This window comes from Kitasatospora sp. NPDC058243 (assembly GCF_042882025.1).
Lineage (GTDB): Bacteria > Actinomycetota > Actinomycetes > Streptomycetales > Streptomycetaceae > Kitasatospora.
In genome coordinates, this window is the sequence record NZ_JBHVWW010000023.1 from 18,061 (window position 1) to 43,651 (window position 25,591).

At 71.8% G+C, this 25,591-nt stretch carries 25 protein-coding genes; 21 read left to right on the top strand and 4 right to left on the bottom strand.

Going from position 1 to position 25,591, the window contains the following annotated elements; all coding sequences use genetic code 11:
* The first annotated feature begins 134 nt into the window (after window positions 1–134).
* From mqnC to ACFVX9_RS17420, 5 genes are all read left to right on the top strand, one after another.
* Window positions 135–1,355, top strand: a complete 1,221-nt coding sequence (gene mqnC, locus ACFVX9_RS17400; RefSeq protein WP_387982327.1) for a cyclic dehypoxanthinyl futalosine synthase — start codon at window positions 135–137, stop codon at window positions 1,353–1,355.
* Window positions 1,356–1,371: 16 nt separating this feature from the next.
* Entirely contained in the window at window positions 1,372–2,088 is a 717-nt protein-coding gene (locus tag ACFVX9_RS17405) for a hypothetical protein (protein WP_380484316.1), read from the top strand.
* A 247-nt stretch (window positions 2,089–2,335) separates the two neighbouring features.
* Window positions 2,336–2,923: a hypothetical protein gene (locus tag ACFVX9_RS17410; RefSeq protein ID WP_159398455.1), complete on the top strand. Its 588-nt coding sequence runs from the start codon at window positions 2,336–2,338 to the stop codon at window positions 2,921–2,923.
* Between the two features lie 236 nt (window positions 2,924–3,159).
* Window positions 3,160–3,855: a demethylmenaquinone methyltransferase gene (locus ACFVX9_RS17415; RefSeq protein WP_063348153.1), complete on the top strand. Its 696-nt coding sequence runs from the start codon at window positions 3,160–3,162 to the stop codon at window positions 3,853–3,855.
* Window positions 3,856–3,989: 134 nt separating this feature from the next.
* Window positions 3,990–5,279, top strand: coding sequence for a geranylgeranyl reductase family protein (locus tag ACFVX9_RS17420; RefSeq protein WP_063351195.1), 1,290 nt, complete (start codon window positions 3,990–3,992; stop codon window positions 5,277–5,279).
* A gap of 72 nt (window positions 5,280–5,351) precedes the next feature.
* Here ACFVX9_RS17420 and ACFVX9_RS17425 read toward each other — a convergent pair whose 3' ends face one another.
* The 3 genes from ACFVX9_RS17425 to ACFVX9_RS17435 all read right to left on the bottom strand — a co-directional run bounded on the left by ACFVX9_RS17425 (window position 5,352) and on the right by ACFVX9_RS17435 (window position 7,376).
* Window positions 5,352–5,714 carry a MazG-like family protein gene (locus ACFVX9_RS17425; protein ID WP_063348152.1) on the bottom strand — a complete coding sequence of 121 codons (363 nt, stop codon included), beginning with the start codon at window positions 5,712–5,714 and terminating at the stop codon, window positions 5,352–5,354.
* A 131-nt stretch (window positions 5,715–5,845) separates the two neighbouring features.
* Window positions 5,846–6,544 carry a peptidylprolyl isomerase gene (locus ACFVX9_RS17430; RefSeq protein WP_363371732.1) on the bottom strand — a complete coding sequence of 233 codons (699 nt, stop codon included), beginning with the start codon at window positions 6,542–6,544 and terminating at the stop codon, window positions 5,846–5,848.
* 85 nt (window positions 6,545–6,629) lie between these two features.
* Window positions 6,630–7,376, bottom strand: a complete 747-nt coding sequence (locus tag ACFVX9_RS17435; RefSeq protein ID WP_380484313.1) for a TetR/AcrR family transcriptional regulator — start codon at window positions 7,374–7,376, stop codon at window positions 6,630–6,632.
* 94 nt (window positions 7,377–7,470) lie between these two features.
* On the opposite strand from ACFVX9_RS17435, the gene ACFVX9_RS17440 reads away from it, so the two are divergent.
* On the top strand, window positions 7,471–8,136 hold the full coding sequence (locus ACFVX9_RS17440; RefSeq protein ID WP_380484311.1) for a CatB-related O-acetyltransferase: 666 nt from the start codon (window positions 7,471–7,473) through the stop codon (window positions 8,134–8,136).
* Window positions 8,137–8,366: 230 nt separating this feature from the next.
* Window positions 8,367–9,389, top strand: coding sequence for a DMT family transporter (locus ACFVX9_RS17445; RefSeq protein ID WP_387982331.1), 1,023 nt, complete (start codon window positions 8,367–8,369; stop codon window positions 9,387–9,389).
* A gap of 13 nt (window positions 9,390–9,402) precedes the next feature.
* Here ACFVX9_RS17445 and ACFVX9_RS17450 read toward each other — a convergent pair whose 3' ends face one another.
* The gene (locus ACFVX9_RS17450; RefSeq protein WP_380373237.1) at window positions 9,403–9,957 is read right to left on the bottom strand and encodes a hypothetical protein; all 555 of its coding nucleotides are present in this window, start codon (window positions 9,955–9,957) and stop codon (window positions 9,403–9,405) included.
* Window positions 9,958–10,150: 193 nt separating this feature from the next.
* Between ACFVX9_RS17450 and ACFVX9_RS17455 the strand changes: the two genes are divergently transcribed.
* The 14 genes from ACFVX9_RS17455 to nuoL all read left to right on the top strand — a co-directional run bounded on the left by ACFVX9_RS17455 (window position 10,151) and on the right by nuoL (window position 25,572).
* A complete protein-coding gene (locus ACFVX9_RS17455; protein WP_380484309.1) occupies window positions 10,151–11,275 on the top strand; it encodes a sensor histidine kinase in 1,125 nt (374 codons plus the stop codon).
* Complete coding sequence (locus ACFVX9_RS17460) at window positions 11,272–11,952, top strand: response regulator (protein WP_380344892.1); 681 nt, start codon at window positions 11,272–11,274, stop codon at window positions 11,950–11,952. The genes ACFVX9_RS17455 and ACFVX9_RS17460 overlap by 4 nt, the downstream gene beginning before the upstream one ends.
* 681 nt (window positions 11,953–12,633) lie before the next feature.
* Window positions 12,634–12,993 (top strand): NADH-quinone oxidoreductase subunit A, encoded by a 360-nt coding sequence (locus ACFVX9_RS17465; RefSeq protein WP_030060100.1) that lies wholly within the window; start codon window positions 12,634–12,636, stop codon window positions 12,991–12,993.
* A gap of 100 nt (window positions 12,994–13,093) precedes the next feature.
* Window positions 13,094–13,648 (top strand): NADH-quinone oxidoreductase subunit B family protein, encoded by a 555-nt coding sequence (locus tag ACFVX9_RS17470; protein ID WP_063348147.1) that lies wholly within the window; start codon window positions 13,094–13,096, stop codon window positions 13,646–13,648.
* Window positions 13,645–14,358, top strand: coding sequence for an NADH-quinone oxidoreductase subunit C (locus tag ACFVX9_RS17475; protein ID WP_380373231.1), 714 nt, complete (start codon window positions 13,645–13,647; stop codon window positions 14,356–14,358). Before ACFVX9_RS17470 ends, ACFVX9_RS17475 begins: the two co-directional genes overlap by 4 nt.
* A complete protein-coding gene (locus tag ACFVX9_RS17480; protein ID WP_380373228.1) occupies window positions 14,358–15,734 on the top strand; it encodes an NADH-quinone oxidoreductase subunit D in 1,377 nt (458 codons plus the stop codon). Before ACFVX9_RS17475 ends, ACFVX9_RS17480 begins: the two co-directional genes overlap by 1 nt.
* Window positions 15,731–16,501 (top strand): NADH-quinone oxidoreductase subunit NuoE, encoded by a 771-nt coding sequence (nuoE, locus tag ACFVX9_RS17485; RefSeq protein ID WP_350877605.1) that lies wholly within the window; start codon window positions 15,731–15,733, stop codon window positions 16,499–16,501. Before ACFVX9_RS17480 ends, nuoE begins: the two co-directional genes overlap by 4 nt.
* Window positions 16,501–17,862 carry an NADH-quinone oxidoreductase subunit NuoF gene (gene nuoF, locus ACFVX9_RS17490; protein WP_380344889.1) on the top strand — a complete coding sequence of 454 codons (1,362 nt, stop codon included), beginning with the start codon at window positions 16,501–16,503 and terminating at the stop codon, window positions 17,860–17,862. Before nuoE ends, nuoF begins: the two co-directional genes overlap by 1 nt.
* The gene (locus ACFVX9_RS17495) at window positions 17,859–20,402 is read left to right on the top strand and encodes an NADH-quinone oxidoreductase subunit G (protein ID WP_387982334.1); all 2,544 of its coding nucleotides are present in this window, start codon (window positions 17,859–17,861) and stop codon (window positions 20,400–20,402) included. Before nuoF ends, ACFVX9_RS17495 begins: the two co-directional genes overlap by 4 nt.
* Window positions 20,399–21,727: an NADH-quinone oxidoreductase subunit NuoH gene (nuoH, locus tag ACFVX9_RS17500; protein ID WP_380423201.1), complete on the top strand. Its 1,329-nt coding sequence runs from the start codon at window positions 20,399–20,401 to the stop codon at window positions 21,725–21,727. Before ACFVX9_RS17495 ends, nuoH begins: the two co-directional genes overlap by 4 nt.
* A gap of 6 nt (window positions 21,728–21,733) precedes the next feature.
* Window positions 21,734–22,336 carry an NADH-quinone oxidoreductase subunit NuoI gene (nuoI, locus tag ACFVX9_RS17505; RefSeq protein ID WP_363371702.1) on the top strand — a complete coding sequence of 201 codons (603 nt, stop codon included), beginning with the start codon at window positions 21,734–21,736 and terminating at the stop codon, window positions 22,334–22,336.
* Window positions 22,333–23,349: an NADH-quinone oxidoreductase subunit J gene (locus tag ACFVX9_RS17510; protein WP_387982336.1), complete on the top strand. Its 1,017-nt coding sequence runs from the start codon at window positions 22,333–22,335 to the stop codon at window positions 23,347–23,349. Before nuoI ends, ACFVX9_RS17510 begins: the two co-directional genes overlap by 4 nt.
* The gene (nuoK, locus tag ACFVX9_RS17515; RefSeq protein ID WP_030060110.1) at window positions 23,346–23,645 is read left to right on the top strand and encodes an NADH-quinone oxidoreductase subunit NuoK; all 300 of its coding nucleotides are present in this window, start codon (window positions 23,346–23,348) and stop codon (window positions 23,643–23,645) included. The genes ACFVX9_RS17510 and nuoK overlap by 4 nt, the downstream gene beginning before the upstream one ends.
* Window positions 23,646–23,658: 13 nt before the next feature.
* A complete protein-coding gene (nuoL, locus tag ACFVX9_RS17520; RefSeq protein WP_387982338.1) occupies window positions 23,659–25,572 on the top strand; it encodes an NADH-quinone oxidoreductase subunit L in 1,914 nt (637 codons plus the stop codon).
* Window positions 25,573–25,591 lie beyond the last annotated feature (19 nt).

Sequence of the window (25,591 nt, forward strand, 5' to 3'; positions counted from 1 at the left end):
GGGTCGACGGGCAGCGGGCTGACGCGGACGCTCGAAAGGCCTGGCGTAGGCTGGTTCGGCCGTACCCGGACGCCCGTCGTCCGGGGGGCGGCAGCGCCGAGAACTGCAGTATCCGAGAGAGAGAAGGCGGCCAGGTGACCGAGCTCGCAGCGACCACCCTCGATGCGCCCAGCACCGATTTGCAGGCCGTGCTCGACCGCGCCGCCGGCGGTGGCCGGATCACCCCGGAGGAGGCGCTGGAGCTGTACCGCTCGGCGCCGCTGCACGCGCTCGGCTCCGCCGCCGACGCGGTGCGCCGCCGCCGCTACGCCGGTACCGAGCACATCGCGACGTACATCATCGAGCGCAACATCAACTACACCAACGTCTGCGTGACGGCGTGCAAGTTCTGCGCCTTCTACGTGCCGCCGAAGAGCGACAAGGGCTGGTCCCGCGAGCTCGACGAGATCCTGCGCCGCTGCGCCGAGACCGTCGAACTGGGCGGCACCCAGATCATGTTCCAGGGCGGCCACCACCCGGACTACGGCGTGGAGTACTACGAGCGCGCTTTCTCGGCCATCAAGGCCGACTTCCCGCAGCTGGTGATCCACTCCCTGGGTGCCTCCGAGGTCGACCACATGGCCCGGATCTCGGGCGTCTCGATCGAGGAGGCCATCACCCGGATCCACCGGGCCGGCCTGGACTCCTTCGCCGGCGCCGGCGCCGAGCTGCTGCCCGCGCGGCCGCGCAAGGCGATCGCCCCGCTCAAGGAGTCCGGCGAGCGCTGGCTGGAGATCATGGAGGCCGCGCACGGCCTCGGCGTGGAGTCCACCTCCACCATGCTGATGGGCACCGGCGAGAGCAACGCCGAGCGGATCGAGCACCTGCGGATGATCCGCGACGTGCAGGACCGCACCGGCGGCTTCCGGGCCTTCATCCCCTACACCTACCAGCCGCAGAACAACCACCTGAAGGGCTCGACGCAGGCCACCGTCTTCGAGTACCTGCGGATGATCGCGATCGCCCGCCTGTTCCTCGACAACATCGCCCACATCCAGGGCTCCTGGCTCACCACCGGCAAGGAGGCCGGCCAGCTGTCGCTGCACTACGGTGCGGACGACCTCGGCTCGGTCATGCTGGAGGAGAACGTCGTCTCGGCGGCCGGTGCCAAGCACCGCTCCAACCTCACCGAGCTGATCCACCTCATCCGGGCCGCCGACCGCGTCCCGGCGCAGCGCGCGACCACGTACGAGCACCTGCGGGTGCTGGACGACCCGGCCAACGACCCGGTGGACCCGCGGGTCGCCTCGCACATCGCCTCCACGGCGATCGAGGGCGGCACCGCGCACCCCGAGCTGAAGATCCTGGACAACTGAGGCCCGGGGCACCGCCGTGCTGACCCTGCACCGGGCGGCCCTGGTGCTGCCCGACCCGGCCGACCCCACCGCCCCGTCCCTCCCGGACGGGGCGGTGCTGGTGCGCGGCGACCGCGTCGAGGCCGTCGGACCGTACCGGGAACTGGCCGCCGCGCACCCGGGGGCGCGACTGCGGGACTGGGGCGCCGCGGTGCTCACGCCGGGGCTGCGCAACCCGTACGGGCACCGGCTGCTGGAACACGCCTACCACCCGGACCCGCGCGAGGAGATCGGCGTCGAGCCGGTCGCGGACGGGCTGACGGGCTCCGCCGACGAGGGGCGCTGCGGCGCGAGCGCCCGGCGCGGGCTGCAACGGATGCTCGGGTTCGGGGTGACGGCGGTGGCCGGGCCGTTCGAGCGGGCCGCGGTGCGCACGGCCGTGGCGCGCTCCGGGCTGGTCGCGCTGCCGGGCGGCCCTGACACGGGGGGTGGCCCTGAGGCGGGGAGCGGCCCGGGCCCGGGGGGTGGCCCTGGCGCGGTGGGCGCGGGGGACTGCCTGCTGGGCCTGGGAGACGGCCCGCTGGACCCGCTGTCGGTGCTGCCGCTCGCGGCGGCCGTGCACGGCCGGGTGGCGGCGGGCGGCCGGGCCGACTTCGCGGTGTTCCCGGCCGTTGGGGAGGGCTTCGCCCAGCCATCGCCGGGCGGTTGCCTGGCCGCCGTACTGGGCGGGCGGTTGGTGTACCGGCGGCGCTGAACGAGGCCGGGAACCGGGCGACGTACTCGCCGGTAGTCGGACTTCCTTGCGGCGTACGGCACTTCCTTCGTGTGCCGCCGAACTCCACTGTCCACCCTGTGGGGTGATTCCCCCTTCGCCGTGACCTGAGGGCCCGCCAGCGGATACGATCCCGGACAGCTCACTCCGTACCCTCACCACCTACCGCCCGTGCCCGCGGGTGGCGGGGCCGTGTCCCAGGCCCCGAAGGCAAGCCAGGACAGGAACCATGCGATCCGCGACCGTCCCCCCGCCGCGATCCCCGCGGATGGGCCGTGGTTGGTACCTCGCCGCCGTGCTCAGCGCCGTGCTGGCCGTCGGCATGTGCCTGCTCGGCTGGCGCCAGGCCGACCAGGCCGACCGGATCGGCGCCCACCCCGTGAGAGTCGAAGGCGTCGTCACCCAGCTCCCCACCGGCGGCGGCTCCTACAGCGCCGTCAGCTACCGGGCGTCCGGCCAGTCGCACACCGCGGCCGCGCTGCCGCTCGCCGACGGCGCCAGGATCGGCGACCCGATCTGCCTGGAGCACGCCGCCGACGACCCGGGGGCGGTGCGGATCTGCGGCGACACCTACCCGCAGCCGGTCGGCGTCGGCCTGGCCCGGTTCAGCGTGCCGGTCGCGGTCGGGATGTTCGTGATCTGCGTGCTGCGCATCCGGCGGCACCGGCGGGCGCTCGCGGTCCGCGCCGGGCAGGGCCGGCTGGCCACCACCGTCGCGCTGGCGACCGGGGCGCTGGCCGACGGGATGCCCGCGATAACCCACGGCAAGCGCTCCCGGCGCCGGCGGCGCGCGGGCGGGCGGCGCGCGCAGCACTGACGGGGCGCGCAGCACCGGTGGGGCGCGCAGCACCGGCGGGGCGCGTAGCGCCGGTGGGCCGGGCGGGGCGCTGGTGGGCGGGGGCGGGGGAGCTGGGCGGCGGGGGCGCGCGGCGACGTCCGTGCGACGGGTGCCGGGTGGACGGGTCTGTGCGGCGGGGCCCGTGCGGCGGGTGCGGACGCCCCGCGGCGTGCCCCGTTGGTCGGGCTGTCGGCGCCAGGGTGAACAATGGGGGCGTGACCCGAGCCTCTCTGGACAAGCAGCCGCACGAAGTCGCCGCCATGTTCGACGACGTCGCGGCCAAGTACGACCGCACCAACGACGTGCTGTCCCTCGGCCAGGCCCGCGCCTGGCGCCGGGCGGTGGCCGAGGCGGTGGCCGCCGGACCGGGGGACCTCGTGCTCGACCTCGGAGCCGGCACCGGCACCTCCTCGCTGCCCTTCGCCGAGGCCGGCGCGCAGGTCGTCCCGTGCGACTTCTCCGTCGGCATGCTCGTCGAGGGCAAGCGCCGCCACCCCGAACTGCCGCTCACCGCCGGCGACGCCACCCGGCTGCCGTTCGCGGACGGCACCTTCGACTCGGTGACGATCTCCTTCGCGCTGCGCAACGTCCAGGACACCGACGCGGCGCTGCGCGAGATGCAGCGCGTCACCAAGCCCGGCGGCAAGCTGGTGATCTGCGAGTTCTCCACCCCGACCTGGACGCCGTTCCGGACGGTCTACACCGAATACCTGATGCGCGCCCTGCCGCCGGTCGCCACCGCGGTCAGCAGCAACCCGGACGCGTACGTGTACCTCGCCGAGTCCATCCGGTCCTGGCCCGACCAGCCCGAGCTGGCGGCCCGGCTGCAGGAGAGCGGCTGGTCCAAGGTCGCCTGGCGCAACCTCACCGGCGGCATCGTCGCGCTGCACCGGGCGTACAAGCTCGGTTAGCCGCTGCACCGGCGGGATGGGGGCGTGGTCGTTTCCGGCGGCGGGGACGGAACTAGACTGCCGGAGACAAAAGCCGCCGTCCCCACAGCCGCAGCTCCAGGAGAGTGTCCACCGTGTCCGAGACCGCAGCCGATCTGACGAAGCCGGACAGCCCGGTCGAGAGCACGGCCGACGTCATCGTGGTCGGCGCGGGTCCGGCCGGGTCCACCACCGCGTACTACCTCGCCCAGGCCGGGCTGGACGTGCTGCTGCTGGAGAAGACCGCGTTCCCGCGCGAGAAGGTCTGCGGCGACGGCCTCACCCCCCGCGCCACCAAGCAGCTGGTGGACATGGGCATCGACGTCTCCACCGAGAACGGCTGGCTGCACAACAAGGGCCTGCGCATCATCGGCGGCGGCGTCCGGCTGGAGCTGGACTGGCCCGAGCTGTCCGCCTTCCCCGACTACGGCCTGGTCCGCAAGCGCGCCGACTTCGACGAGCTGCTGGTCCGTCAGGCCGAGAAGGCCGGCGCCCGGCTCTACGAGCGCTGCAACGTCAGCGGGCCCGTCCTGGACGAGCGCACCGGCCGGATCGTCGGCGTCACCGCCAAGCTCGGCGACGAGAAGCGGCCGGTCACCTTCCGCGCCCCGCTGGTGGTCGCCGCCGACGGCAACTCCACCCGGCTCTCGCTCGCCATGGGCCTGCACCGCCGCGAGGACCGCCCGATGGGCGTCGCCTACCGGACGTACTTCACCTCGCCGCGCCACGACGACGACTACCTGGAGTCCTGGCTGGAGCTGTGGGACACCCGCGGCGGCCAGCGCAAGCAGCTGCCCGGGTACGGCTGGGTCTTCGGCATGGGCGACGGCACCTCCAACGTCGGCCTCGGCATCCTCAACTCCTCGCCCGCGTTCGGCGAACTCGACTGGCGCGAGGTGCTCAAGGCCTGGTGCGCCGGCATGCCGGAGGAATGGGGCTACACCCCCGAGAACATGACCGACCCGATCCGCGGCGCCGCGCTGCCGATGGCCTTCAACCGGCAGCCGCACTACACCCGCGGCCTGCTGCTCGTCGGCGACGCGGGCGGCATGGTCAACCCGTTCAACGGCGAGGGCATCGCCTACGCGATGGAATCCGGCCAGATCGCCGCCGGCGTCATCGTCCAGGCCCACGCCCGGGTCACCGAGACCGGGCGCGAGCGCGCTCTGCAGGGCTACCCGCGCGTCCTCAAGGACGTCTACGGCGGCTACTACACGATGGGCCGCGCCTTCGTGAAGCTCATCGGCAACCCCAAGGTGATGCAGATCGCCACCCAGCGCGGCCTCACCCACCCGATGCTGATGCGCTTCACCCTCAAGATGCTCGCCAACCTCACCGACCCGCAGGGAGGCGACGCGATGGACCGCATCATCAACGGCCTCGCGAAGGTCGCGCCCAACGCGTAGCGGGCCTGAGGCCTTCCCCCGGTCCCCCCGGTCCCCCCGGTCCCCCCGGTCCCCCCGGTCCTTTCCAGGACCTCAAGGCGTCTCCTCCGCCGCCTTCCGCTCCCCGTCCGCCGGGCGGCGGGAGGCGGCGGAGCGCTGTTCGACGTAGGCGAGGCGGTCGGCGAAGACCCGGGCCGCGTCGGGGGTGAGCGTCCGGAGGGCGACGAGGGCGGTGAAGACGACGTCGCAGAGCTCGTGCTGGACGTCCTCCCAGCTGTGGGTGACGCCCTTGCGCGGGTTCTGGCCGGTGGCGCCGATCACCGCGGCGCCCACCTCGCCGACCTCCTCGGAGAGCTTGAGGATCCGCAGCAGGCGCTCCTCCCGGGGCGACTGCGTGCCCTGCTCGTCGAGCCACGCGACGAGGTGGTCCACGCTCTCCCAGATCCGGCTGTCCATGCGCGCTGCTCCCGTGCGGTGTCGTTGGTGCTGCCACCGTACGGGAGGCGCTGCCGACGCACGGGAACGGCGTGGGGGCGGGCGGTGAGGCACGGACGGTGAGGGGCTGGCGGTGAGGGGCGGGCTCCCGGTCAGCGGGTGCTGATCTTCACGTGGCGGATGTTCACGGGGAGGGTGGGGAAGCCGTCGCCGGGGTTGTTCTGGTCGTCCTCGCCGCCCGCGGCGATCTTCTGCAGGACGTCCAGGCCCGCCGTGATCCGGCCGAACGGGGTGTAGGCGGGGGAGAGCTTGGTGTCCTTCCAGACGAAGAAGAACTGGCTGCCGTTGGTGTTCGGACCGGCGTTGGCCATCGCCACGGTGCCGGCCGGGTAGGTGGCGCCGGTCAGGTTCTCGTCCGGGAAGGAGTAGCCGGGCCCGCCGCTGCCCGTTCCGGTCGGGTCGCCGCACTGCAGGACGTAGAGCCGCTGGGTGGTGAGGCGGTGGCAGTGGCTGCGGTCGAAGTAGTCGTGCTCGGCGAGGAAGCGGAACGAGAAGGTGGTGCAGGGCGCCTTGTCGGTCAACGCCTGGAAGGTGATCGCGCCCTGGCTGGTGCGCAGGGTGGCGCGGTAGGGCTGGGCGGCCTTCTTGGCGTCGAAGACCGGGATGCCCTTGAAGTTGTCGGCCGGCACCGCGGGCGTGTAGGTGCAGGCGGGCGCGGGCGGCGTGGTGTCCGCGACGGCGGTGCCGGTGCTCGCCGTGAGCGGGAGGACGGTGGCGACGGCGAGCAGAGCCCAGGGTGCGCGCTTCACGTGACGGGCCTTCCGAAGGGTGGTGGACGGCGGGGTTGGCATGGCGCCATCATCCACGCCGGGGCGGCGATCCGGTAGGGGGCGGTAGGGAGCGGTGGGGTTCAGGCCCCGTCGGGCGGGTGGAGGGTCAGGTGGACTCCGGGGGAACGGGGTTGGCCCGGGGGGCGGGGGTGAACAGTCCGGCGCGGGCGGCCAGTGCGGCGGCGTCGGCGGCCCGCTCGGCGGTGCGGGCGTCCAGCGGCTCGCCGGTGACGAACAGCCGGTAGTAGAGCGGGGCGGTGGCGGCCCGGACCACCTCGGCACCGTCCGTTCCGGTGGGCAACTCGCCTCGGGCGACGGCTCGTTCGGCGACCTCGGCGGCCTGGCGGTGGCGGGAGGCGAAGAAGGCGCGCAGGGCGGTCGCGCCGGTGTCGGAGCGCTGGGCGGCGAAGATCAGCGCGGTGGGGGTGGCCCCCAGGTCGGGATCGGTGAAGACGGTGAACACCTCCTGGGTGATCAGTCGCAGGTCCTCGCGGAGGTCGCCGGTGTCGGGCAGCGGCCAGGGCTGGTCGGCCGAGGCGGTCAGGGCGTCCGCGACCAGGCCGTCCACTCCGCCCCACCGCCGGTACAGCGTCGCCTTGTGGACGCCGGAGCGGCTCGCGACCGCCTCGATGGTGAGGTCGTCGTACCCCTTCTCGGTGACCTCGGCGAGCGTGGCGGCGACCACCCCCTCCCGGACCCGGGCGCTGCGGCCGCCGGGGCGCGGGGTCGGGGTGCGGGGCTCGGGGTGGGTCGTTTCGAGGCGAGTCGTCGCGGGTGGTGCGGTGGTGGCGGGGCGGGTCGTCGCGGGGCGGGCCGTCGCGGGGTGGGTCGGCTCCGGGGCGTTCTCGTTCAAAGTCGACTCCAGTCGCGTTAAGGCTTGCTGCGGTGTGGCGGTCGTGCCATGCTCATCGTAATGCGACTTTGGTCGCGTTACGAGAGGAGCCTGCGTGACCGCCACCGCCATTCCCGACCCCACTGCCCTGCACCCGCTCGCCGGCCACGACCGGGTCGTCCTGCTGCGCCCACTCGTCATCGACCCGCGGATCGAGGTCGGCGAGTACACCTACTTCGACGACCCCGAGGGGGCCACCCACTTCGAGGAGCGCAACGTCCTCTACGCCTACGGACCCGAGCGGCTGGTGATCGGCAAGTACTGCGCGATCGCCACCGGGGCCCGCTTCCTGATGGCCGGCGCCGCCCACCCGACCATCGGCGTGTCCACCTTCCCGTTCACGATGTTCGGCGGCGAGTGGACCGAGCGGACCCTCGACCTCGTCACCGGCCTGCCCAGCCGGGGCGACACCGTGATCGGCAACGACGTCTGGTTCGGCTTCGGTGCCACCGTCCTGCCCGGCGTCCGGATCGGTGACGGCGCGATCATCGCGGCCGGTGCGATGGTCACCGCCGACGTCGAGCCGTACACCATCGTCGGCGGCAACCCGGCCCGCCCGATCCGGCGCCGCTTCGAGGGCGCCGACGTCGAGCGCCTGCTCCGTGCGGCCTGGTGGGACTGGCCGGTCGAGCTCGTCACCGAGCACGTCCGCGCCATCATGTCCGGGACCCCGGCCGACATCGAGGAGATCGCCGCGGCGAACGGCCTGCTCGCCCGCTGACCTGCCGGGCCTGGGAAGGGCGTTGGCCCCGGGGACGCCGGAGCCCTCCGGAGATCCAGCGAGTTACGGCAGGGCGTTGATCACGGGTGGGCCGGTGCGGGAGGATGGCGTCCCCCTGCTCCATGCTCCGCCCCGTCGATAGCTGTGCCCTTCGCCCAGCTCCAGGGTCCGTCCGACGCCGTACGGTACTCGCGCCCCGCCGGTTCCGTTCGCTCGGAGGGATCTGACTCATGCGTGCCTCCCTGTCCATGTCTTCGTCCTCATCGGCCCTTCGCGACCTGCCGGTTCTCCTGGTGGCGGTGGTGTGGGGGTCGAGCTTCCTCGCCGTCCAGCGGGTGGCGGAGCCCGGGACGGCCGTGGCGATGCTGGTCCTGCGGTTCGGGCTGGTGCTGCCGCTGCTCGGGATGGTCGCCTGGCCGGCGCTACGGAGGCTGAGCCGCGCCGAGTGGCTGGGCGGCGGTGCACTGGGGCTGGTGCTCAGCGGGATCTTCCTGCTGGAGACGTACGGCGCCGTGCACACCTCCGCCACCAATGCCGGGCTGATCATCAGCCTCGCGATGGTGCTCACCCCGCTCGGCGAGAGCGTCCTCAGCCGGACGGCGCCGCCCCGCGCCTTCCTCGCGGCCGCCGCGCTGGCCGTGCTCGGCGTCGCCCTGCTCACCGGGGACGGCGGGCTGCGCCCGCCTTCGCTCGGCGACCTGCTGGTGCTGGGAGCTGCCCTGGTTCGCTCGGCCTTCGTCCTGGCGACGGCCCGCGTCCGCGCCGTCCGCGAAACCGACATGCTGGCCCTGACCTGGGTCCAACTCGCCGTCGCGACCGCCGTGTTCGCGGCCGTTGCACCAGCCGTAGGGCCGTCGCCGTGGGCCGTCGCCCGCTCGTACGGGCCCGGCCAGTGGGCCTGGTTGCTGCACCTGTCCCTGTTGTGCACGCTGTTCGCCTTCTTCGTTCAGATGTGGGCTGTCCGCGCCACCTCGCCGTCCCGGGTGAGTCTGCTGCTCGGCACCGAACCGCTGTGGGCCGCCGTCTTCGGCATCACCATCGCCGGGAACCGGATGGGGCCGCTCGCCCTGGTCGGCGGAGCCCTGGTCGTGGTCGCCACCGAGTGGGGCCGCCGTACCGCTCCCGCCCCCGTCCGGCGCGGGGAGACCGAAGCCGCTGAGTCCGAGATCGTCGAGTCCGAGGCCGCTGGATCTGTTGTTGCCGAGTCCGCGACCGGGGTCGGGGAGCGGGGCCCGGAGCCGGCCCCGGTGTGATCCGCGGTGGTGGTCACCGGCGACTCAGCGTCCGACGGGCGTAGTCGATGGTGACCGCGCCGAGCAGCGGACCCCATGCCACCAGCGGCAGGTAGGCGAGGGTCATCACCAGGCCGGCGGCACCGTGCGGGGAGTCCGGCTCCGCCATGTTCCGGCCCCAGCCGCCGACCGCCGCGGTTATCCCGAGCGCGGTCAGAAACGCCGAGCCCAGCGCGCCCGGAACGATCGCGGCGAGCGGGTGCACCGCCCGGCCGCCGATCAGCGGGATCCAGCGCGGCGCCAGCTGGCCCCAGGGCCGGACCAGCCCGACGGTCAGGAAGGCCAGCGCTTCGGCCAGGGCGCTCAGCACCACGACGTAGACCGTGCCCCAGCCCGGCTGGTGCTCGGCGTACCGTGCGGCGGTGGCACCCGTGAAGCCGACCGGGACGCCGAAGCCGAACGCGATCCGCCACAGCCCCGAGGGAACGGTGGTCAGCACGGTGGCCTTGGCGGCGAGCTCGGCCCAGCGTGGTGCGGGCGGGACGGCCGGACGGGTGGTGGTCCGGGCGTTGATCGCGAGCTTCGACATGGTGGTGAACTCCCTTCGCGGCCGGCCCTCCGGCCGCTTCGATGGCTCAAGCCTGGCCGTTCCACGCGGCGAGCGGCAGCTGCCGATCGGGCTGTTCTCCCTGCTCAACAGGCCTCTGAAATATGCCGATCGGCACAGGCGGGCAACCTGCGCCGCGTCGTAACGTGGCGGCAGTCGAAGGGAGGAGATGGCGATGAATCAGATGCTGGCGGTGATCGTCCCGGCCGTGCTTCCGCTGGTCCGGGCGGCGCACAGGCGCCACGGCATGGCGGTCGTGACGGCGACGGCCGGGGCGATGTCGGCCGCGGTCACGGTTGCCGTCTGGCTCACCGGCCGCTGGACGGAGTCGGACCGGTGGCCCGGCCTGGTCGGCCTGGTCGAACTGGCCGTCCTCCTGCTGTCCGTGGTCCTCGCCCTGCGCGTCGAGGACGGCCTCCGGTGCGCGCTGGCGACGTGGACGGCTTGCGGCGCGGTCGCGCTCTGGCCGTCCCGGTTCGAGGCGATCGGCGGGCCCGGAGACGTGCTCACCCTTTTCGGATTCGGGTCGATGCTGGCCCTGCCGGCCGTCCTGACCGGGCTCTACCTGCGCGGCCTGGACGAGGGGCGGTGTCGGGCGGTGGCCGAGGCCAGGCGTTCCCAGCGGCTCGAACTGGCCCACGATCTGCACGATTTCGTGGCGCACGACGTGAGCGGCATGGTCGCCCAGGCTCAGGCCGGGGTGTACCTGGCCGCGGCTGACCCAGCCCGGGCGGTCGAGATGTTCGAGCGGATAGAACAGGCCGGGCAGCGGGCCCTGGCCTCGCTGGACCGGACGGTTCAACTGCTGCGCACGGAGGAGGGGAGTGGGCGCGGACCGCAACAGGGGCTGGCCGAACTGGCGGAGGTGGCAGAGCGGTTCACCGCCTTGGGCGGCGCCGAGGTCCGGCTGGAGCTGCCGGACGGGCCGGTCCCCCGGGAGGTGGAGGGCACGGTCCACCGGATCGTGGTCGAGGCGCTGACCAATGTCCGGCGGCACGCTGCGGGCGCCCGGACGGTCGAGGTCCGTGCCCGTCGCGCGGGCGGGTGGCTGGAGTTGACCGTGACGAACGACGGACTCGCACCCGGCGCGGGTGGGCGCCCGCGCGGTGGCGGCGGCAGCGGACTGCCGGGGCTGGCGGCCCGAGTGGAGGCGCTCGGCGGCACGTTCGCGGCAGGCACGGAGGAGCGGGAGGTCTGGCGGGTGGCGGCGAGACTGCCGCTGGAGAGGCAGGAACGACAGGAGAGTCAGGAGAAACCAGTGATTCCGGTGAGGACCAGTTCAGGGGAGAGGTGGAAATGATCGGCAGCACAGGGCCGATCCGGATCCTGGTCGCGGACGACCAGGCCGATGTCCGCACCGCGTTCCGGATGATCCTGGACGTTCAGCCGGACATGTCGGTGGTGGCGGAGGTGGCGGACGGCGCCGCGGCGGTGGAGGAGGCCCGACGGCTTCGACCGGACGTCGTGCTCGCGGACATTCGAATGCCGAGGCTCGACGGCTTGGAGGTCACGAGGCAGCTGGCCGGCGAGTGCAAGGTGATCGTGGTGACCACCTTCGACCTGGACGAGTACGTGCATACGGCCCTGCGGCATGGGGCGGCCGGCTTCCTGTTGAAGCGATCGGGGCCAGTGCTGCTGATCGAGGCGGTGCGGGCGGCGATGGCCGGGGACGCGTTGATCAGTCCACAGGTCACCGTCCGGCTGCTGCGGCACATGACGGCGCCCGGGAGCGACCGTACGGCCGGAGCAGGGCCTTCGGCGGCGGCGCCGCTGATAGCCGGCCCGATCGAGGAACTGACCGCGAGAGAAAGGGAGATCGCCGAACAGGTGGCAGACGGCGCGACGAACGCCGAGATCGGAGCGGGGCTGTTCATCTCGCCGGGGACGGTCAAGAACCACCTCGCCAACGTCCAGCGCAAGCTCGGTGCCCGTAACCGGGTGGGCATCGCGGCCTGGGTCTGGGAGCAGGGCCGGTAGCCGGTAACCGGCCCCGGTGAACGGTGGGGCGAGCCCGGACGCGGGCGCGAGGGCAGAGGGCAGCGGCCCCGAGGAAGGGCCCCGAGGAAAGGGCCCCAGGGAAGGTGGCGCGGGAAGGGCAGCGCACGGAGGCCGGGGCGCCGCACGCTGGGCCGGGCATGGCCCAGCGCAGGAGAGGGTCGGGCGGGCGGCGGGCGGCGGGCGGCGGGCGGGGTGGGGGAGGGGGGAGGGGGAGGGCCCCAAGGACCGTTTCGCGCGCTTGTGAACGAAGGGTCAAGCGAGCGTTCGGCCCCCCGCCACCCCTCAGAGTGAGCCGCTATAACACGTCAACATGGCGCCTCGAAATTTGCTCCCGTCGACGCATAGTTGATATAGGAGCGCGGCTCTGACCAGCCGCTTCACAAGTAAATGCGACTGGTTGTGACCATTTGACTTCTTTGTGTCGACAATTCTGGACATGTTCATATTCGGCACGATTCCCATCGTGGCGTAGATCACAAAGATGACGTTGAACTGCGTGTCGCAGATCACAAGCCGACGGGCATAGGATGCGCTCGTTCCAGGCTTTGTGAACTGCCTCACATGAGGTGGATCCCGGGAACCGGAACGCGGGTTCACCTCAGCGTGACCTGCCGGTTCCGATCTGCAGTCAAGGACGACTGGACGGAGGGAGCGGGGGCTATGAATGCCTACGCGCCGATCCTCGTACTCGGTGCCATCGCGGCGGCGTTCGCGGTCGGCTCCGTCGTGATGGCCTCACTCACCGGCCCCAAGCGCTACAACCGGGCCAAGTTGGAGGCGTACGAGTGCGGCATCGAGCCGACCCCGCAGCCCGTGGGCGGCGGTCGGTTCCCGATCAAGTACTACCTGACGGCGATGCTCTTCATCGTCTTCGACATCGAGATCGTCTTTCTCTATCCCTGGGCGGTGACCTTCGACGCCCTGGGGATCTTCGGGTTGGTCGAGATGCTCCTGTTCATCGCCACGGTCTTCGTCGCCTACGCCTACGTGTGGCGCCGCGGCGGCCTGGAGTGGGACTGAGCGCGGGGTGGCCGCCGCCTTTGTGAACGAGCGGACAAGCCCGAACGGGCCGAGGTACCACAGGACTTGAGGGCTTCTTGAGGGCATTGAGAGGGATCTGATGGGAATCGAGGAGAAGCTGCCGAGCGGCTTTCTGCTCACGACCGTGGAGACGGCCGCCGGTTGGGTGCGCAAGGCGTCACTCTTCCCGGCCACCTTCGGTCTGGCCTGCTGCGCGATCGAGATGATGACCACCGGCGCCGGCCGCTACGACCTGGCCCGGTTCGGCATGGAGGTGTTCCGGGGCTCCCCCCGGCAGGCCGATCTGATGATCGTGGCGGGTCGGGTGAGCCAGAAGATGGCCCCGGTGCTGCGCCAGGTGTACGACCAGATGGCCAACCCGAAGTGGGTCATCTCGATGGGCGTCTGCGCCTCCTCGGGCGGGATGTTCAACAACTACGCGATCGTGCAGGGCGTCGACCACATCGTCCCGGTGGACATCTACCTGCCCGGTTGCCCGCCCCGCCCGGAGATGCTGATGGACGCCATCCTGAAGCTGCACGACAAGATCCAGCACGAGCCGCTGGGCGCGAACCGGATCCGGGCCGAGGAGCTCGGCGAGGCGCTCGCCCTCAAGGCCACCCCGGTCAGCGAGATGCGGGGGCTGCTGCGATGAACGAGCAGGTACCCGAGACCCGTCGCGAACACCCGGTCCGCGAGATCCCGGTCGAGGTGGTCGGCCGCCGGCAGGGCATGTTCGGCGCCCTGGGCAGCGGTGACACCTCCGGCTTCGGTGGCCTGGCCGCGCCGATCGTGCTGCCCGGCCCGAGCGAACGGCCGTACGGCGGCTGGTTCGACGAGGTCGCCGACGAGCTGGAGGGCGCCCTGGAGGAGCAGGGCATGGACCCGGCCGAGGTGATCGAGAAGACCGTCGTCGACCGCGGCGAGCTCACCTTCCACATCGACCGCGCCCACCTGCTCCGGACCGCCCGCACCCTGCGCGACGACCCGGCACTGCGCTTCGAGCTGTGCCTGGGCGTGAGCGGCGTGCACTACCCCGACGACAAGGGCCGCGAGCTGCACGCGGTCTACCACCTGCGGTCGATCACCCACGGACGGCTGATCCGGGTGGAGGTCACCGCGCCGGACGCCGACCCGCGCATCCCCTCCGTGGTGAGCGTCTACCCGACCAACGACTGGCACGAGCGCGAGGCCTACGACTTCTTCGGCCTGGTCTTCGACGGCCACCCGGCACTCACCCGGATCATGATGCCGGACGACTGGCTGGGCCACCCGCAGCGCAAGGACTACCCGCTCGGCGGCATCCCCGTCGAGTACAAGGGCGCCCAGATCCCGGCTCCCGACCAGCGGAGGTCGTACAGCTGATGAGTACTCGGCACGACGAAGAGGCTCGGCACGACGAAGGGACTCGTCCCCACGAAGAAGCCGAGCAGGCAGAGGCCCGGGAGACCACCGAGGGCCGGGTCTTCACGGTCACCGGCGGCGACTGGGGCGAGGTGGTCGAGGCGGTCGGCCGGGCCGACGACGAGCGCATCATCGTCAACATGGGCCCCCAGCACCCGTCCACCCACGGCGTGCTGCGGCTGATCCTGGAGATCGACGGCGAGACGGTGAAGGAGGCCCGCTGCGGCATCGGCTACCTCCACACCGGCATCGAGAAGAACATGGAGTTCCGCAACTGGGTCCAGGGCACCACCTTCGTGACCCGGATGGACTACCTGACCCCGCTGTTCAACGAGACCGCGTACTGCCTGGCCGTCGAGAAGCTGCTCGGCATCACCGACGACATCCCGGACCGGGCCACCGTGATCCGGGTGCTGATGATGGAGCTCAACCGGATCGCCTCGCACCTGGTCTGCCTGGCCACCGGTGGCATGGAGATCGGCTCCACCACCCTGATGATCTACGGCTTCCGCGACCGCGAGCTGATCCTGGACGTCTTCGAGCTGGTCACCGGCCTGCGCATGAACCACGCGTACGTGCGCCCCGGCGGCCTCGCCCAGGACCTCCCGCCCGGCGCCGTCGACCAGATCCGCGAGTGCGTGAAGACCCTGCGCTCCCGGATGCACGAGTACGACAAACTCGCCACCGGGAACCCGGTGTTCAAGGCCCGCCTGGTCGACGTCGGCTTCCTCGACCTGCCCGGCTGCCTGGCCCTCGGCGCCACCGGCCCGATCCTGCGCGCCACCGGCCTGCCGCACGACCTGCGCAAGACCGACCCGTACTGCGGCTACCAGGACTACGACTTCGAGGTCGCGATCGCGGACAGCGCCGATTCCTACGGCCGCTTCCTGATCCGCCTGGAGGAGATGCGGCAGTCGCTGGGGATCGTCGAGCAGTGCCTGGACCGGCTGCGGCCGGGCCCGGTGATGGTGGCCGACAAGAAGATCGCCTGGCCCGCCCAACTCGCCGTCGGCCCGGACGGGATGGGCAACTCGCTCGACCACATCCGCAAGATCATGGGCACCTCGATGGAGGCCCTGATCCACCACTTCAAGCTGGTCACCGAGGGCTTCCGGGTCCCGGTCGGCCAGGCGTACGCGGCGGTCGAGTCGCCCAAGGGCGAGCTGGGCGTGCACGTGGTCAGCGACGGCGGGACGCGCCCGTACCGGGTCCATTTCCGGGATCCGTCGTTCACCAATCTGCAGTCGATGGCGGCGATGTGCGAGGGCGGCCAGGTCGCCGACGTGATCGTCGCGGTGGCCGGGATCGACCCGGTGATGGGAGGCGTGGACCGGTGACAGACGTTCAGTTGGGGATGCCGGCGCTGCCGGCCACACCGTACCCCGAGGAGGTGCACGCCCGGCTGGCCGCCGACGCCGCGGAGCTGATCGGCCGCTACCCGCAGGCCCGGTCGGCGCTGCTGCCGCTGCTGCACCTGGTGCAGGCCGAGGAGGGCTTCGTCAGCCCGACCGGCATCCGGTTCTGCGCCGAGCAGTTGGACCTCACCACCGCCGAGGTGACCGCCGTCGCCACCTTCTACACCATGTACCGGCGGCGCCCGGCCGGGAAGTACCACGTCGGGGTCTGCACCAACACCCTGTGCGCGGTGCTCGGCGGCGACCAGATCTTCGACGAGCTCCAGCAGCACCTCGGCGTGCGCAACAACGAGACCACCGGGGACGGCGAGATCTCGATCGAGCACATCGAGTGCAACGCGGCCTGCGACTACGCGCCCGTGGTGATGGTCAACTGGGAGTTCTTCGACGACCAGACCCCGGAGAGCGCCAAGCGGCTGGTCGACGACCTGCGCGCGGGCCGGGAGGTCCGGCCGACCCGCGGCGCCCGGCTGTGCACCTTCAAGGAGTCCGCCCGGATCCTGGCGGGCTTCCCCGACGAGCGCCCGGGTGCCAACGACGAGTCCGGCGCGGGCGGCGCGCCCTCGCTTGCGGGCCTGCGCCTGGCCAAGGGCGAGGCGCTGCCCGGCACCGGCGGCACCAAGGTCGTCGCACCCCGCCACGAGGGCACCGGCCACGAGGGCACCGGCCACGAAGGGACGGAAGCGTGATGACCGCCGCCGAGCCGGCCGAGAAGCTGCTCACCCCCGTCCTGTCCGCCTCCTGGGACGACGACCGGCCCTGGACGCTGGCCACCTACCGCCGCCACCACGGCTACGACGGCCTCAAGGCGGCCCTGGCGATGCCGCCGGACGACGTGATCGCCCTGGTGAAGGACTCCGGGCTGCGCGGTCGCGGCGGCGCCGGCTTCCCCACCGGGATGAAGTGGCAGTTCATCCCGCAGAACGACGGCAAGCCGCACTACCTGGTGGTCAACGCGGACGAGTCCGAGCCGGGCACCTGCAAGGACATCCCGCTGCTGTTCGCCAACCCGCACGCGCTGATCGAGGGCATGATCATCGCCTCCTACGCGATCCGCTGCGACCACGCGTTCATCTACCTGCGCGGCGAGGTCGTCCCGGTGCTGCGCCGCCTGCACGCGGCCGTCGCCGAGGCGTACCAGGCCGGGCTGCTCGGCCGCGACATCCTCGGCTCGGGCGTCAACCTCGACATCACCGTGCACGCCGGCGCCGGCGCCTACATCTGCGGCGAGGAGACGGCGCTGCTGGACTCGCTGGAGGGCCGCCGCGGCCAGCCCCGGCTGCGGCCGCCGTTCCCGGCGATCGCCGGCCTGTACGCCTGCCCGACGGTGGTCAACAACGTCGAGTCGATCGCCTCGGTGCCGCCGATCCTGGCCCGCGGCAAGGAGTGGTTCAAGGGCCTGGGCACCGAGAAGTCCCCCGGCTTCACGCTGTACTCGCTCTCCGGCCACGTCACCAACCCCGGCCAGTACGAGGCGCCGCTGGGCATCACGCTGCGCCAGCTGCTGGACATGAGCGGCGGCGTCCGCCCCGGGCACCGGCTCAAGTTCTGGACCCCGGGCGGCTCGTCCACCCCGATGTTCACCGACGAGCACCTGGACGTCCCGCTGGACTACGAGGGTGTCGGCGCGGCCGGCTCGATGCTCGGCACCAAGGCGCTGCAGGTCTTCGACGAGACCACCTGCGTGGTGCGGGCGGTCACCCGCTGGACCGAGTTCTACGCCCACGAGTCCTGCGGCAAGTGCACCCCCTGCCGCGAGGGCACCTACTGGCTGGTCCAGTTGCTCAAGCGGATCGAGGCGGGCGCGGGCGTCGAGGGGGACCTGGAGAAGCTCCTCGACATCGCCGACAACATCAACGGCAAGTCCTTCTGCGCGCTGGGCGACGGCGCCGCGAGCCCGATCGTCTCCTCCCTCCAGCACTTCCGGGCCGAGTACGAGCAGCACCTGGCCGAGCGCCGCTGCCCGTTCGACCCGGCCGCCTCCACCGTCTGGGCCGACGGCCCCCGCCCCGGCCACCAGTCCGCCACCGAAAGGGAGGTGCACGCGTGACGATCACAGAGCCATCCACCTCCACGGGCGACAAGGCCGCGGTCGAGCTGGTCACGCTCACCATCGACGGCGTCGAAGTGCAGGTCCCCAAGGGGACGTTGGTGATCCGGGCCGCTGAACGGATCGGCACCCAGATCCCGCGCTTCTGCGACCACCCGTTGCTCGACCCGGCCGGCGCCTGCCGGCAGTGCATCGTCGAGATCGAGGGCCAGCGCAAGCCCGTCGCCTCCTGCACCATCCCGGTCGCCGAGGGCATGGTGGTGCGCACCCAGGTGAGTTCGCCGGTGGCCGAGAAGGCGCAGCGCGGCGTGATGGAGCTGCTGCTGATCAACCACCCGCTGGACTGCCCGGTCTGCGACAAGGGCGGCGAGTGCCCGCTGCAGAACCAGGCGATGTCCACGGGTGACGCCGACACCCGGTTCGAGGGGATGAAGCGCACCTACGAGAAGCCGATCCCGCTCAGCACCCAGGTGCTGCTGGACCGGGAGCGCTGCGTGCTGTGCGCGCGCTGCACCCGCTTCTCGCAGCAGATCGCCGGGGACCCGTTCATCGACCTGCTGGAACGCGGCGCGCTCCAGCAGGTCGGCACCGGGGACGACGAGCCGCTCGACTCGTACTTCTCCGGGAACACCATCCAGATCTGCCCGGTGGGCGCCCTGACGTCGGCGGCCTACCGTTTCCGCTCCCGCCCGTTCGACCTGGTCTCCTCGCCGAGCGTGTGCGAGCACTGCTCCGCGGGCTGCGCCCAGCGCACCGACCACCGGCGCGGCAAGGTGCTGCGCCGGCTGGCGGGCGAGGACCCGGCGGTCAACGAGGAGTGGAACTGCGACAAGGGCCGGTTCGCGTTCCGCTACGCCCAGCAGCGGGACCGGATCGCGACCCCGCTGGTGCGGGTGGACGGCGAGCTGGTGCCCGTCTCCTGGCCGGAGGCGTTGGCCCGGGCCGCCGAGGGACTGCGCGGCGTCCGCGCCGGGGTGCTGACCGGTGGCCGGGTGACCGTCGAGGACGCCTACGCGTACGGGAAGTTCGCGCGGGTGGTGCTCGGCACCAACGACGTGGACTTCCGGGCCCGCCCGTACAGCGGCGAGGAGGCGGACTTCCTGGCCGCCGCCGTCGCCGGGCGCGGGGTGGACGTGGACGGCGAGGGCCTGACCTACGAGCAGCTGGAGCAGGCGCCGGCGGTGCTGCTGGCGGGCTTCGAGCCGGAGGAGGAGTCGCCGATCGTCTTCCTGCGGCTGCGCAAGGCGAGCCGCGACCGGGGCCTGAAGGTGTACTCGGTGGCGGCGTTCGCCTCCCGGGGACTGGCCAAGCTGCGCGGCGCGCTGCTGCCGGCGGCCCCGGGCACGGAGGCGGAGTGGTTCGCCGCGCTGGCCGCCGACGAGCCGCTGAACGACGAGGCCGGGCGGGCCGCCGAGCTGCTACGTAGCCCGGGCGCGGTGATCCTGGTGGGCGAGCGGCTGGCCGCGGCCCCGGGCGCGCTGACGGCGGTGCTGCGGCTGGCGCACGCGACCGGCGCCCGGCTGGCGTGGGTGCCGCGTCGGGCGGGTGAGCGCGGTGCGGTCGAGGCGGGCCTGCTGCCGGGGCTGCTGCCCGGCGGCCGTCCGGTGGCGGCTCCGGCTGCCCGGGCGGAGGCCGCCGGGGTGTGGGGGGTGGCGGAGCTGCCGTCCGGGCCGGGCCGGGACACCGGCCAGATCCTGACGGCCGCGGCGCACGGTGAGCTGGACGCGCTGCTGGTCGGCGGCGTCGACCCGGACGACCTGCCGGATCCGGCGCTGGCCGACGCGGCGCTGGCGGCGGTGCCGTTCGTGGTGTCGCTGGAGCTGCGGCCCTCCGCGGTGACGGCGCACGCGGACGTGGTGCTGCCGGTGGCGGCGGTGGCGGAGAAGGCCGGTGCTTTCCTGGACTGGGAGGGCCGGCTGCGGATGTTCGAGGCGGCGCTCAAGCCCGATCAGCAGATGGGCCGCCATCTGTACCCGGACCTGCGGGTGCTGACCATGCTGGCGGAGGCGCTGGGCCACCGGTTGGGTCTGCCGGACGTCCGGGCGGCCCGGTTGGAGCTGGACCACTTCACCCCGTGGGCGGGTGACCGGTCCGCGGACCCGGCCGCGCACCCCGGCGTGCTGCCCCGCCCGGCCACCGGCCAGGCGGTGCTGGCGGGTTGGCGCCAGCTGCTGGACAACGGCACGTTGCAGCAGGGCGATCCGCACCTGGCGGGCACCCGGCACCGGGCGGTGGCCCGGGTCTCGCCGGCCACCGCGAAGGAGATCGGCGCGAAGGACACCGGCGCCGAGGCGGGCGGGGAGGGTGGGGCGCTGCGGCTGACCGGCCCGGCCGGCTCGCTGACCCTGCCGCTGGAGGTCACCGACTCGATCCCGGACCGTACGGTCTGGATCCCGCTCAACTCCACGCCGGGCGGCGCCCACCGCGCGCTCGGCACCACCGTCGGCCATCTGGTCACGATCGCCGTGGCCGCCCCCGAGCCGGCCGTCCGGGCCGAGGCCGCGGCGGGCGACGCGGGCAGTGAAGGGGAGGAGCGATGACTCCGCAGCCGTACGAGACGCTCCACTTCTTCGGGCAGGACCCGTGGTGGATGGTGCTGCTGAAGGCGGTGTTCTGCTTCGGCTTCCTGGTCCTGACGGTGCTGATCGCGATCGTCTGGGAGCGCAAGGTGGTGGCCTGGATGCAGTTGCGCATCGGGCCGAACCGGCACGGGCCGTGGGGGATGCTGCAGTCCCTGGCGGACGGCGTGAAGCTGGCGCTCAAGGAAGACCTGGTGGTCAAGGGCGCGGACAAGGTGGTCTACATCCTGGCCCCGATCGTCTGCGCCGTCCCGGCGTTCATGGCCTTCGCGGTGATCCCGTTCGGGCCGGCCGGCAACGAGGTGTCGATCTTCGGCACCCGGACGGCGATGCAGCTGACCGACTTCCCGGTGGCGCTGCTGTACATCCTGGCGACGGCCTCGATCGGCATCTACGGCATCGTGCTGGCCGGCTGGTCGTCCGGTTCGACGTACCCGCTGCTGGGCGGGCTGCGCTCGGCCGCGCAGATGGTCAGCTACGAGATCGCGATGGGTCTGTCCTTCGCGGCGGTGTTCATCTACTCGGGGTCGATGTCGACCTCGGAGATCGTGGCGCACCAGCAGCCGACCTGGTTCGCGGCGCTGCTGCCGGTGTCGTTCATCGTGTACATCATCGCGATGGTGGGTGAGACCAACCGGGCGCCGTTCGACCTCCCGGAGGCCGAGGGCGAGCTGGTCGGCGGTTTCAACACCGAGTACTCCTCGCTGAAGTTCGCGATGTTCATGCTGGCCGAGTACGTCAACATGGTGACCGTCTCGGCGGTGGCCTCCACCCTGTTCCTGGGCGGCTGGCGGGCCCCGTGGCCGGTGTCGACCTTCTGGGAGGGCGCCAACCATGGCTGGTGGCCGATGCTGTGGATCACGCTGAAGATCCAGCTGCTGCTGTTCTTCTTCATCTGGCTGCGCGGCACGCTGCCCCGGTTCCGCTACGACCAGTTCATGAAGCTGGGCTGGAAGGTGCTGATCCCGGTCTCGCTGGTGTGGCTGGTGCTGATCGCGAGCGTGCGGGCGCTGCGCAACGAGGGCTACGGCTTCGGCGAGGTGGTGCTGTACGTCGGCGCGCCGGTCGGGGCGATCCTGCTGCTCGCCCTGCTGCGGGACTTCCTGAAGAAGGAACCCGAGCCCGAACCAACCCTGCCGAAGGGGGAGTTCGACCCGATGGCGGGCGGCTACCCGGTGCCCCCGCTGCCCGGGCAGGAGCTCCCGCCGGTGCCGCGCCGGCGCAGCCGGGCCCCGAAGCAACTCCAGGAAGCCCTCAACGGGGCCGACCATACCGAAGGGAGCTGAACCGAGATGTCGTCCGACCAGACGGAACGGGCCGAACGGCCCGACAAGCCGTCGATCCTCGGCCCGGCCGCCGGCTTCGGCGTGACCTTCAAGGCCATGTTCAAGAAGCGGCTCACCGAGCAGTACCCGGAGCAGAAGAAGCCCACCGCTCCGCGCTTCCACGGCCGCCACCAGCTGAACCGGCACCCGGACGGCCTGGAGAAGTGCATCGGCTGCGAGCTGTGCGCGTGGGCCTGTCCGGCCGACGCCATCTACGTGGAGGGCGCGGACAACCGGGAGGAGGAGCGCTACTCGCCGGGCGAGCGCTACGGCGCGGTCTACCAGATCAACTACGCCCGTTGCATCCTGTGCGGGCTGTGCATCGAGGCCTGTCCGACCCGCGCGCTCACCATGACCAACGAGTACGAGCTGGCCGACTCCTCGCGCCGGGACCTGATCTTCACCAAGGAGCAGCTGCTGGTCGGTCTGTCCGAGGGCATGGTGGACTCCCCGCACTCGATCTTCCCGGGCGCCGACGAGGGCGCGTACTACCGGGGCGAGATCACCGCGGCGGCGCCCGGGACGGTCCAGCAGGAGCGCACCGACCGGGAGCGGGAGGTCCAGCAGTGACCTCCCTCAACCTGGCCGCGACCGGGACGACCTCCGTCGGGGAGGCCGTCCAGTTCTGGGTGCTCGCGGTGCTCGCGGTCGGCGGCGCGCTCGGCATGGTGCTGATGCGCAAGGCCGTGCACAGCGCGCTGTGCCTGGCGGCCACGATGATGGCGCTGGCGGTCTGTTACATGGCGCAGGGCGCGGTGTTCCTGGGCGTGGTGCAGATCGTCGTGTACACCGGCGCGATCATGATGCTGTTCCTGTTCGTGGTGATGCTGGTCGGCGTCACCAGCGAGGACTCCCTGAAGGAGCAGTTGAAGGGTCAGCGGGTCGCCGCGGTGCTGTGCGGGCTGGGCTTCGGCGTGCTGCTGATCGCCGGGATCGCCAACGCGCGGCTGGACCACTTCACCGGCCTGTCCGAGGCGAACGCCGAGGGCAATGTACCGGGCCTGGCCCGGCTGATCTTCACCCGGTACGTGTGGGCGTTCGAGGTCACCGGCGCGCTGCTGATCACCGCGGCGATCGGTGCGATGGTGCTGACCCACCGCGAGCACGTGAAGGCGCCGAAGACGCAGCGCGAGCTGGCCGCCCAGCGGGTCGTGGACAACCTCCAGCTGCCGCCGCTGCCGGCGCCGGGCGTGTACGCGCGGCACAACGCGGTGGACGTTCCGGCGCTGCTGCCGGACGGCACGATCGCCGAGGACTCGGTGATGGCGACGCTGCGCGAGCGCGGCCAGGTCCGGGACGTCAGTCAGGAGATGCTGCGGCGGATGGCCGAGCTGGAGAACACCACGGCGGACTGGCTGGGCCGGCCGTCGTCCGAGCGGCCGGCGGTCGCCGGACCGCGCAAGTCCCTGGAGCCGGTGCCGGCGTCGGTGCCGACGTCGGTGAACGGCAAGGACGGCAACGGCGGTCCGAACGGTCTGAACGGCAACGGCGGTCTGAATGCCAACGGCGGTCTGAATGCCAAGGACGGCCTGAACGGCAAGGACGGCCTGAACGGCCGCGCCGACGAGGGGGGAGCGGAGTGAACCCGGTCAACTACCTGTACCTCGCGGCCCTGTTGTTCACCATCGGCGCGGCCGGAGTGCTGATCCGGCGCAACGCGATCGTGCTGTTCATGTGCGTGGAGCTGATGCTGAACGCCTCGAACCTCGCCCTGGTGACCTTCTCCCGGCTGCACGGCACCCTGGACGGTCAGATCATCGCGTTCTTCACGATGGTGGTCGCGGCGGCCGAGGTCGTGGTCGGCCTCGCCATCATCGTCTCCATCTTCCGGACCAGGCACTCCGCTTCGGTCGACGACAGCAATCTGATGAAGCTGTAGGCGGAGGGCCTCGGTGAACTCTCTCATTCCGCTGCTGGTGGCGGCCCCGCTGGCCGGCGCCGCCCTGCTCCTGCTCGGCGGCCGCGCGCTGGACCGCTTCGGCCACTGGCTGGCCACCGCCCTCGCGGCGCTCTCGTTCGGCTTCGGCCTGGCGCTGTTCTGGGACATGCTGGGCCGCGAGGCCGAGCACCGGGCCGTCACCCAACACCTGTTCAGCTGGATCCCGGTGAACGGGTTCCAGGCCGACATGTCGTTCCGGCTCGACCAGTTGTCGATGACCTTCGTCCTGCTGATCACCGGTGTCGGCACGCTGATCCACCTGTACTCGGTGGGCTACATGGCGCACGACGAGCGCCGGCGCCGCTTCTTCGCGTACCTGAACCTGTTCCTGGCCGCCATGCTGCTGCTGGTGGTCGCCGACAACTACCTGCTGCTGTACTTCGGTTGGGAGGGCGTGGGCCTCGCCTCGTACCTGCTGATCGGTTTCTGGCAGCACAAGCCGAGCGCGGCGACGGCGGCGAAGAAGGCGTTCATCGTCAACCGGGTCGGTGACCTGGGCCTGTCGATCGCGATCATGCTGATGTTCACCGAGTTCGGCTCCTTCGCCTTCCAGCCGATCCTCGGTTCAGAAGGAGGGGCCGGTGGGGCGGCGCAGGCGAGCGAGGGCAAGCTGACGGCGATCGGCCTGATGCTGCTGCTGGCGGCCTGCGGCAAGTCGGCGCAGGTGCCGCTGCAGTCCTGGCTGGGCGACGCGATGGAGGGCCCGACCCCGGTGTCGGCGCTGATCCACGCGGCCACCATGGTGACCGCCGGCGTCTACCTGATCACCCGCTCGTCGGCGATCTTCGACCTGGCGCCGGACGCGCAGACCGCCGTGGTGGTGGTCGGCGCGGTCACGCTGCTGTTCGGTGCGATCGTCGGTTGCGCGAAGGACGACATCAAGAAGGCGCTGGCCGGGTCGACGATGTCGCAGATCGGCTACATGGTGCTGGCGGCCGGGCTCGGCCCGATCGGCTACGCCTTCGCGATCATGCACCTGGTGACGCACGGCTTCTTCAAGGCCGGGCTGTTCCTCGGCGCCGGGTCGGTCATGCACGGCATGAACGACGAGGTGAACATGCGTCACTACGGCGGCCTGCGCAAGTTCATGCCGGTCACCTTCGTCACCTTCGGCCTCGGCTACCTGGCGATCATCGGCTTCCCCGGTCTGTCCGGCTTCTTCTCCAAGGACAAGATCATCGAGGCGGCCTTCGCCAAGGGCGGCACCGAGGGCTGGATCCTCGGCCTGTGCGCGCTGACCGGCGCCGCCGTCACCGCGTTCTACATGACCCGGGTGATGCTGCTGACCTTCTTCGGAGAGAAGCGCTGGCAGCCGGACGCCGACGGCGACGCCCCGCACCCGCACGAGTCGCCGAAGACCATGACCATCCCGATGGTCCTGCTGGCCTTCGGCTCGGTCTTCGCGGGCGGGCTGTTCGCCTTCAACGACTCGTTCCTGACCTGGCTGGAGCCCGTCACCGGACACTCCGAGGGCAACTCGCCGCTCGCCCCGCTGGTGGTCACCGTGCTCACCACGGCCTGCATGCTGGCCGGCGTCCTCGTCTCGTACCTGATGTACGGGCGCTCCGCCGTCCCCGTGGTGGCGCCGGTCGGCTCCCCGCTCACCCGGGCCGCCCGCCGCGACCTGCTCCAGGACGACTTCAACCACGCCGTCCTGGTCCGCCCGGGCTCGGCGCTCACCGCGACGCTGGTCTACTTCGACAGCCGCGGCCTGGACGGCTTCGTCAACGGCCTGGCCGCCACCATCGGCGGGGTGTCCAGTCGGCTGCGGCGGATCCAGAACGGCTTCGTCCGCTCGTACGCGCTCTCCATGTTCGGCGGCACGCTGGTGCTGGTCGCCACGACTCTCCTGATGAGGTCCGTCTGATGACTCGCGCAGATTCCAC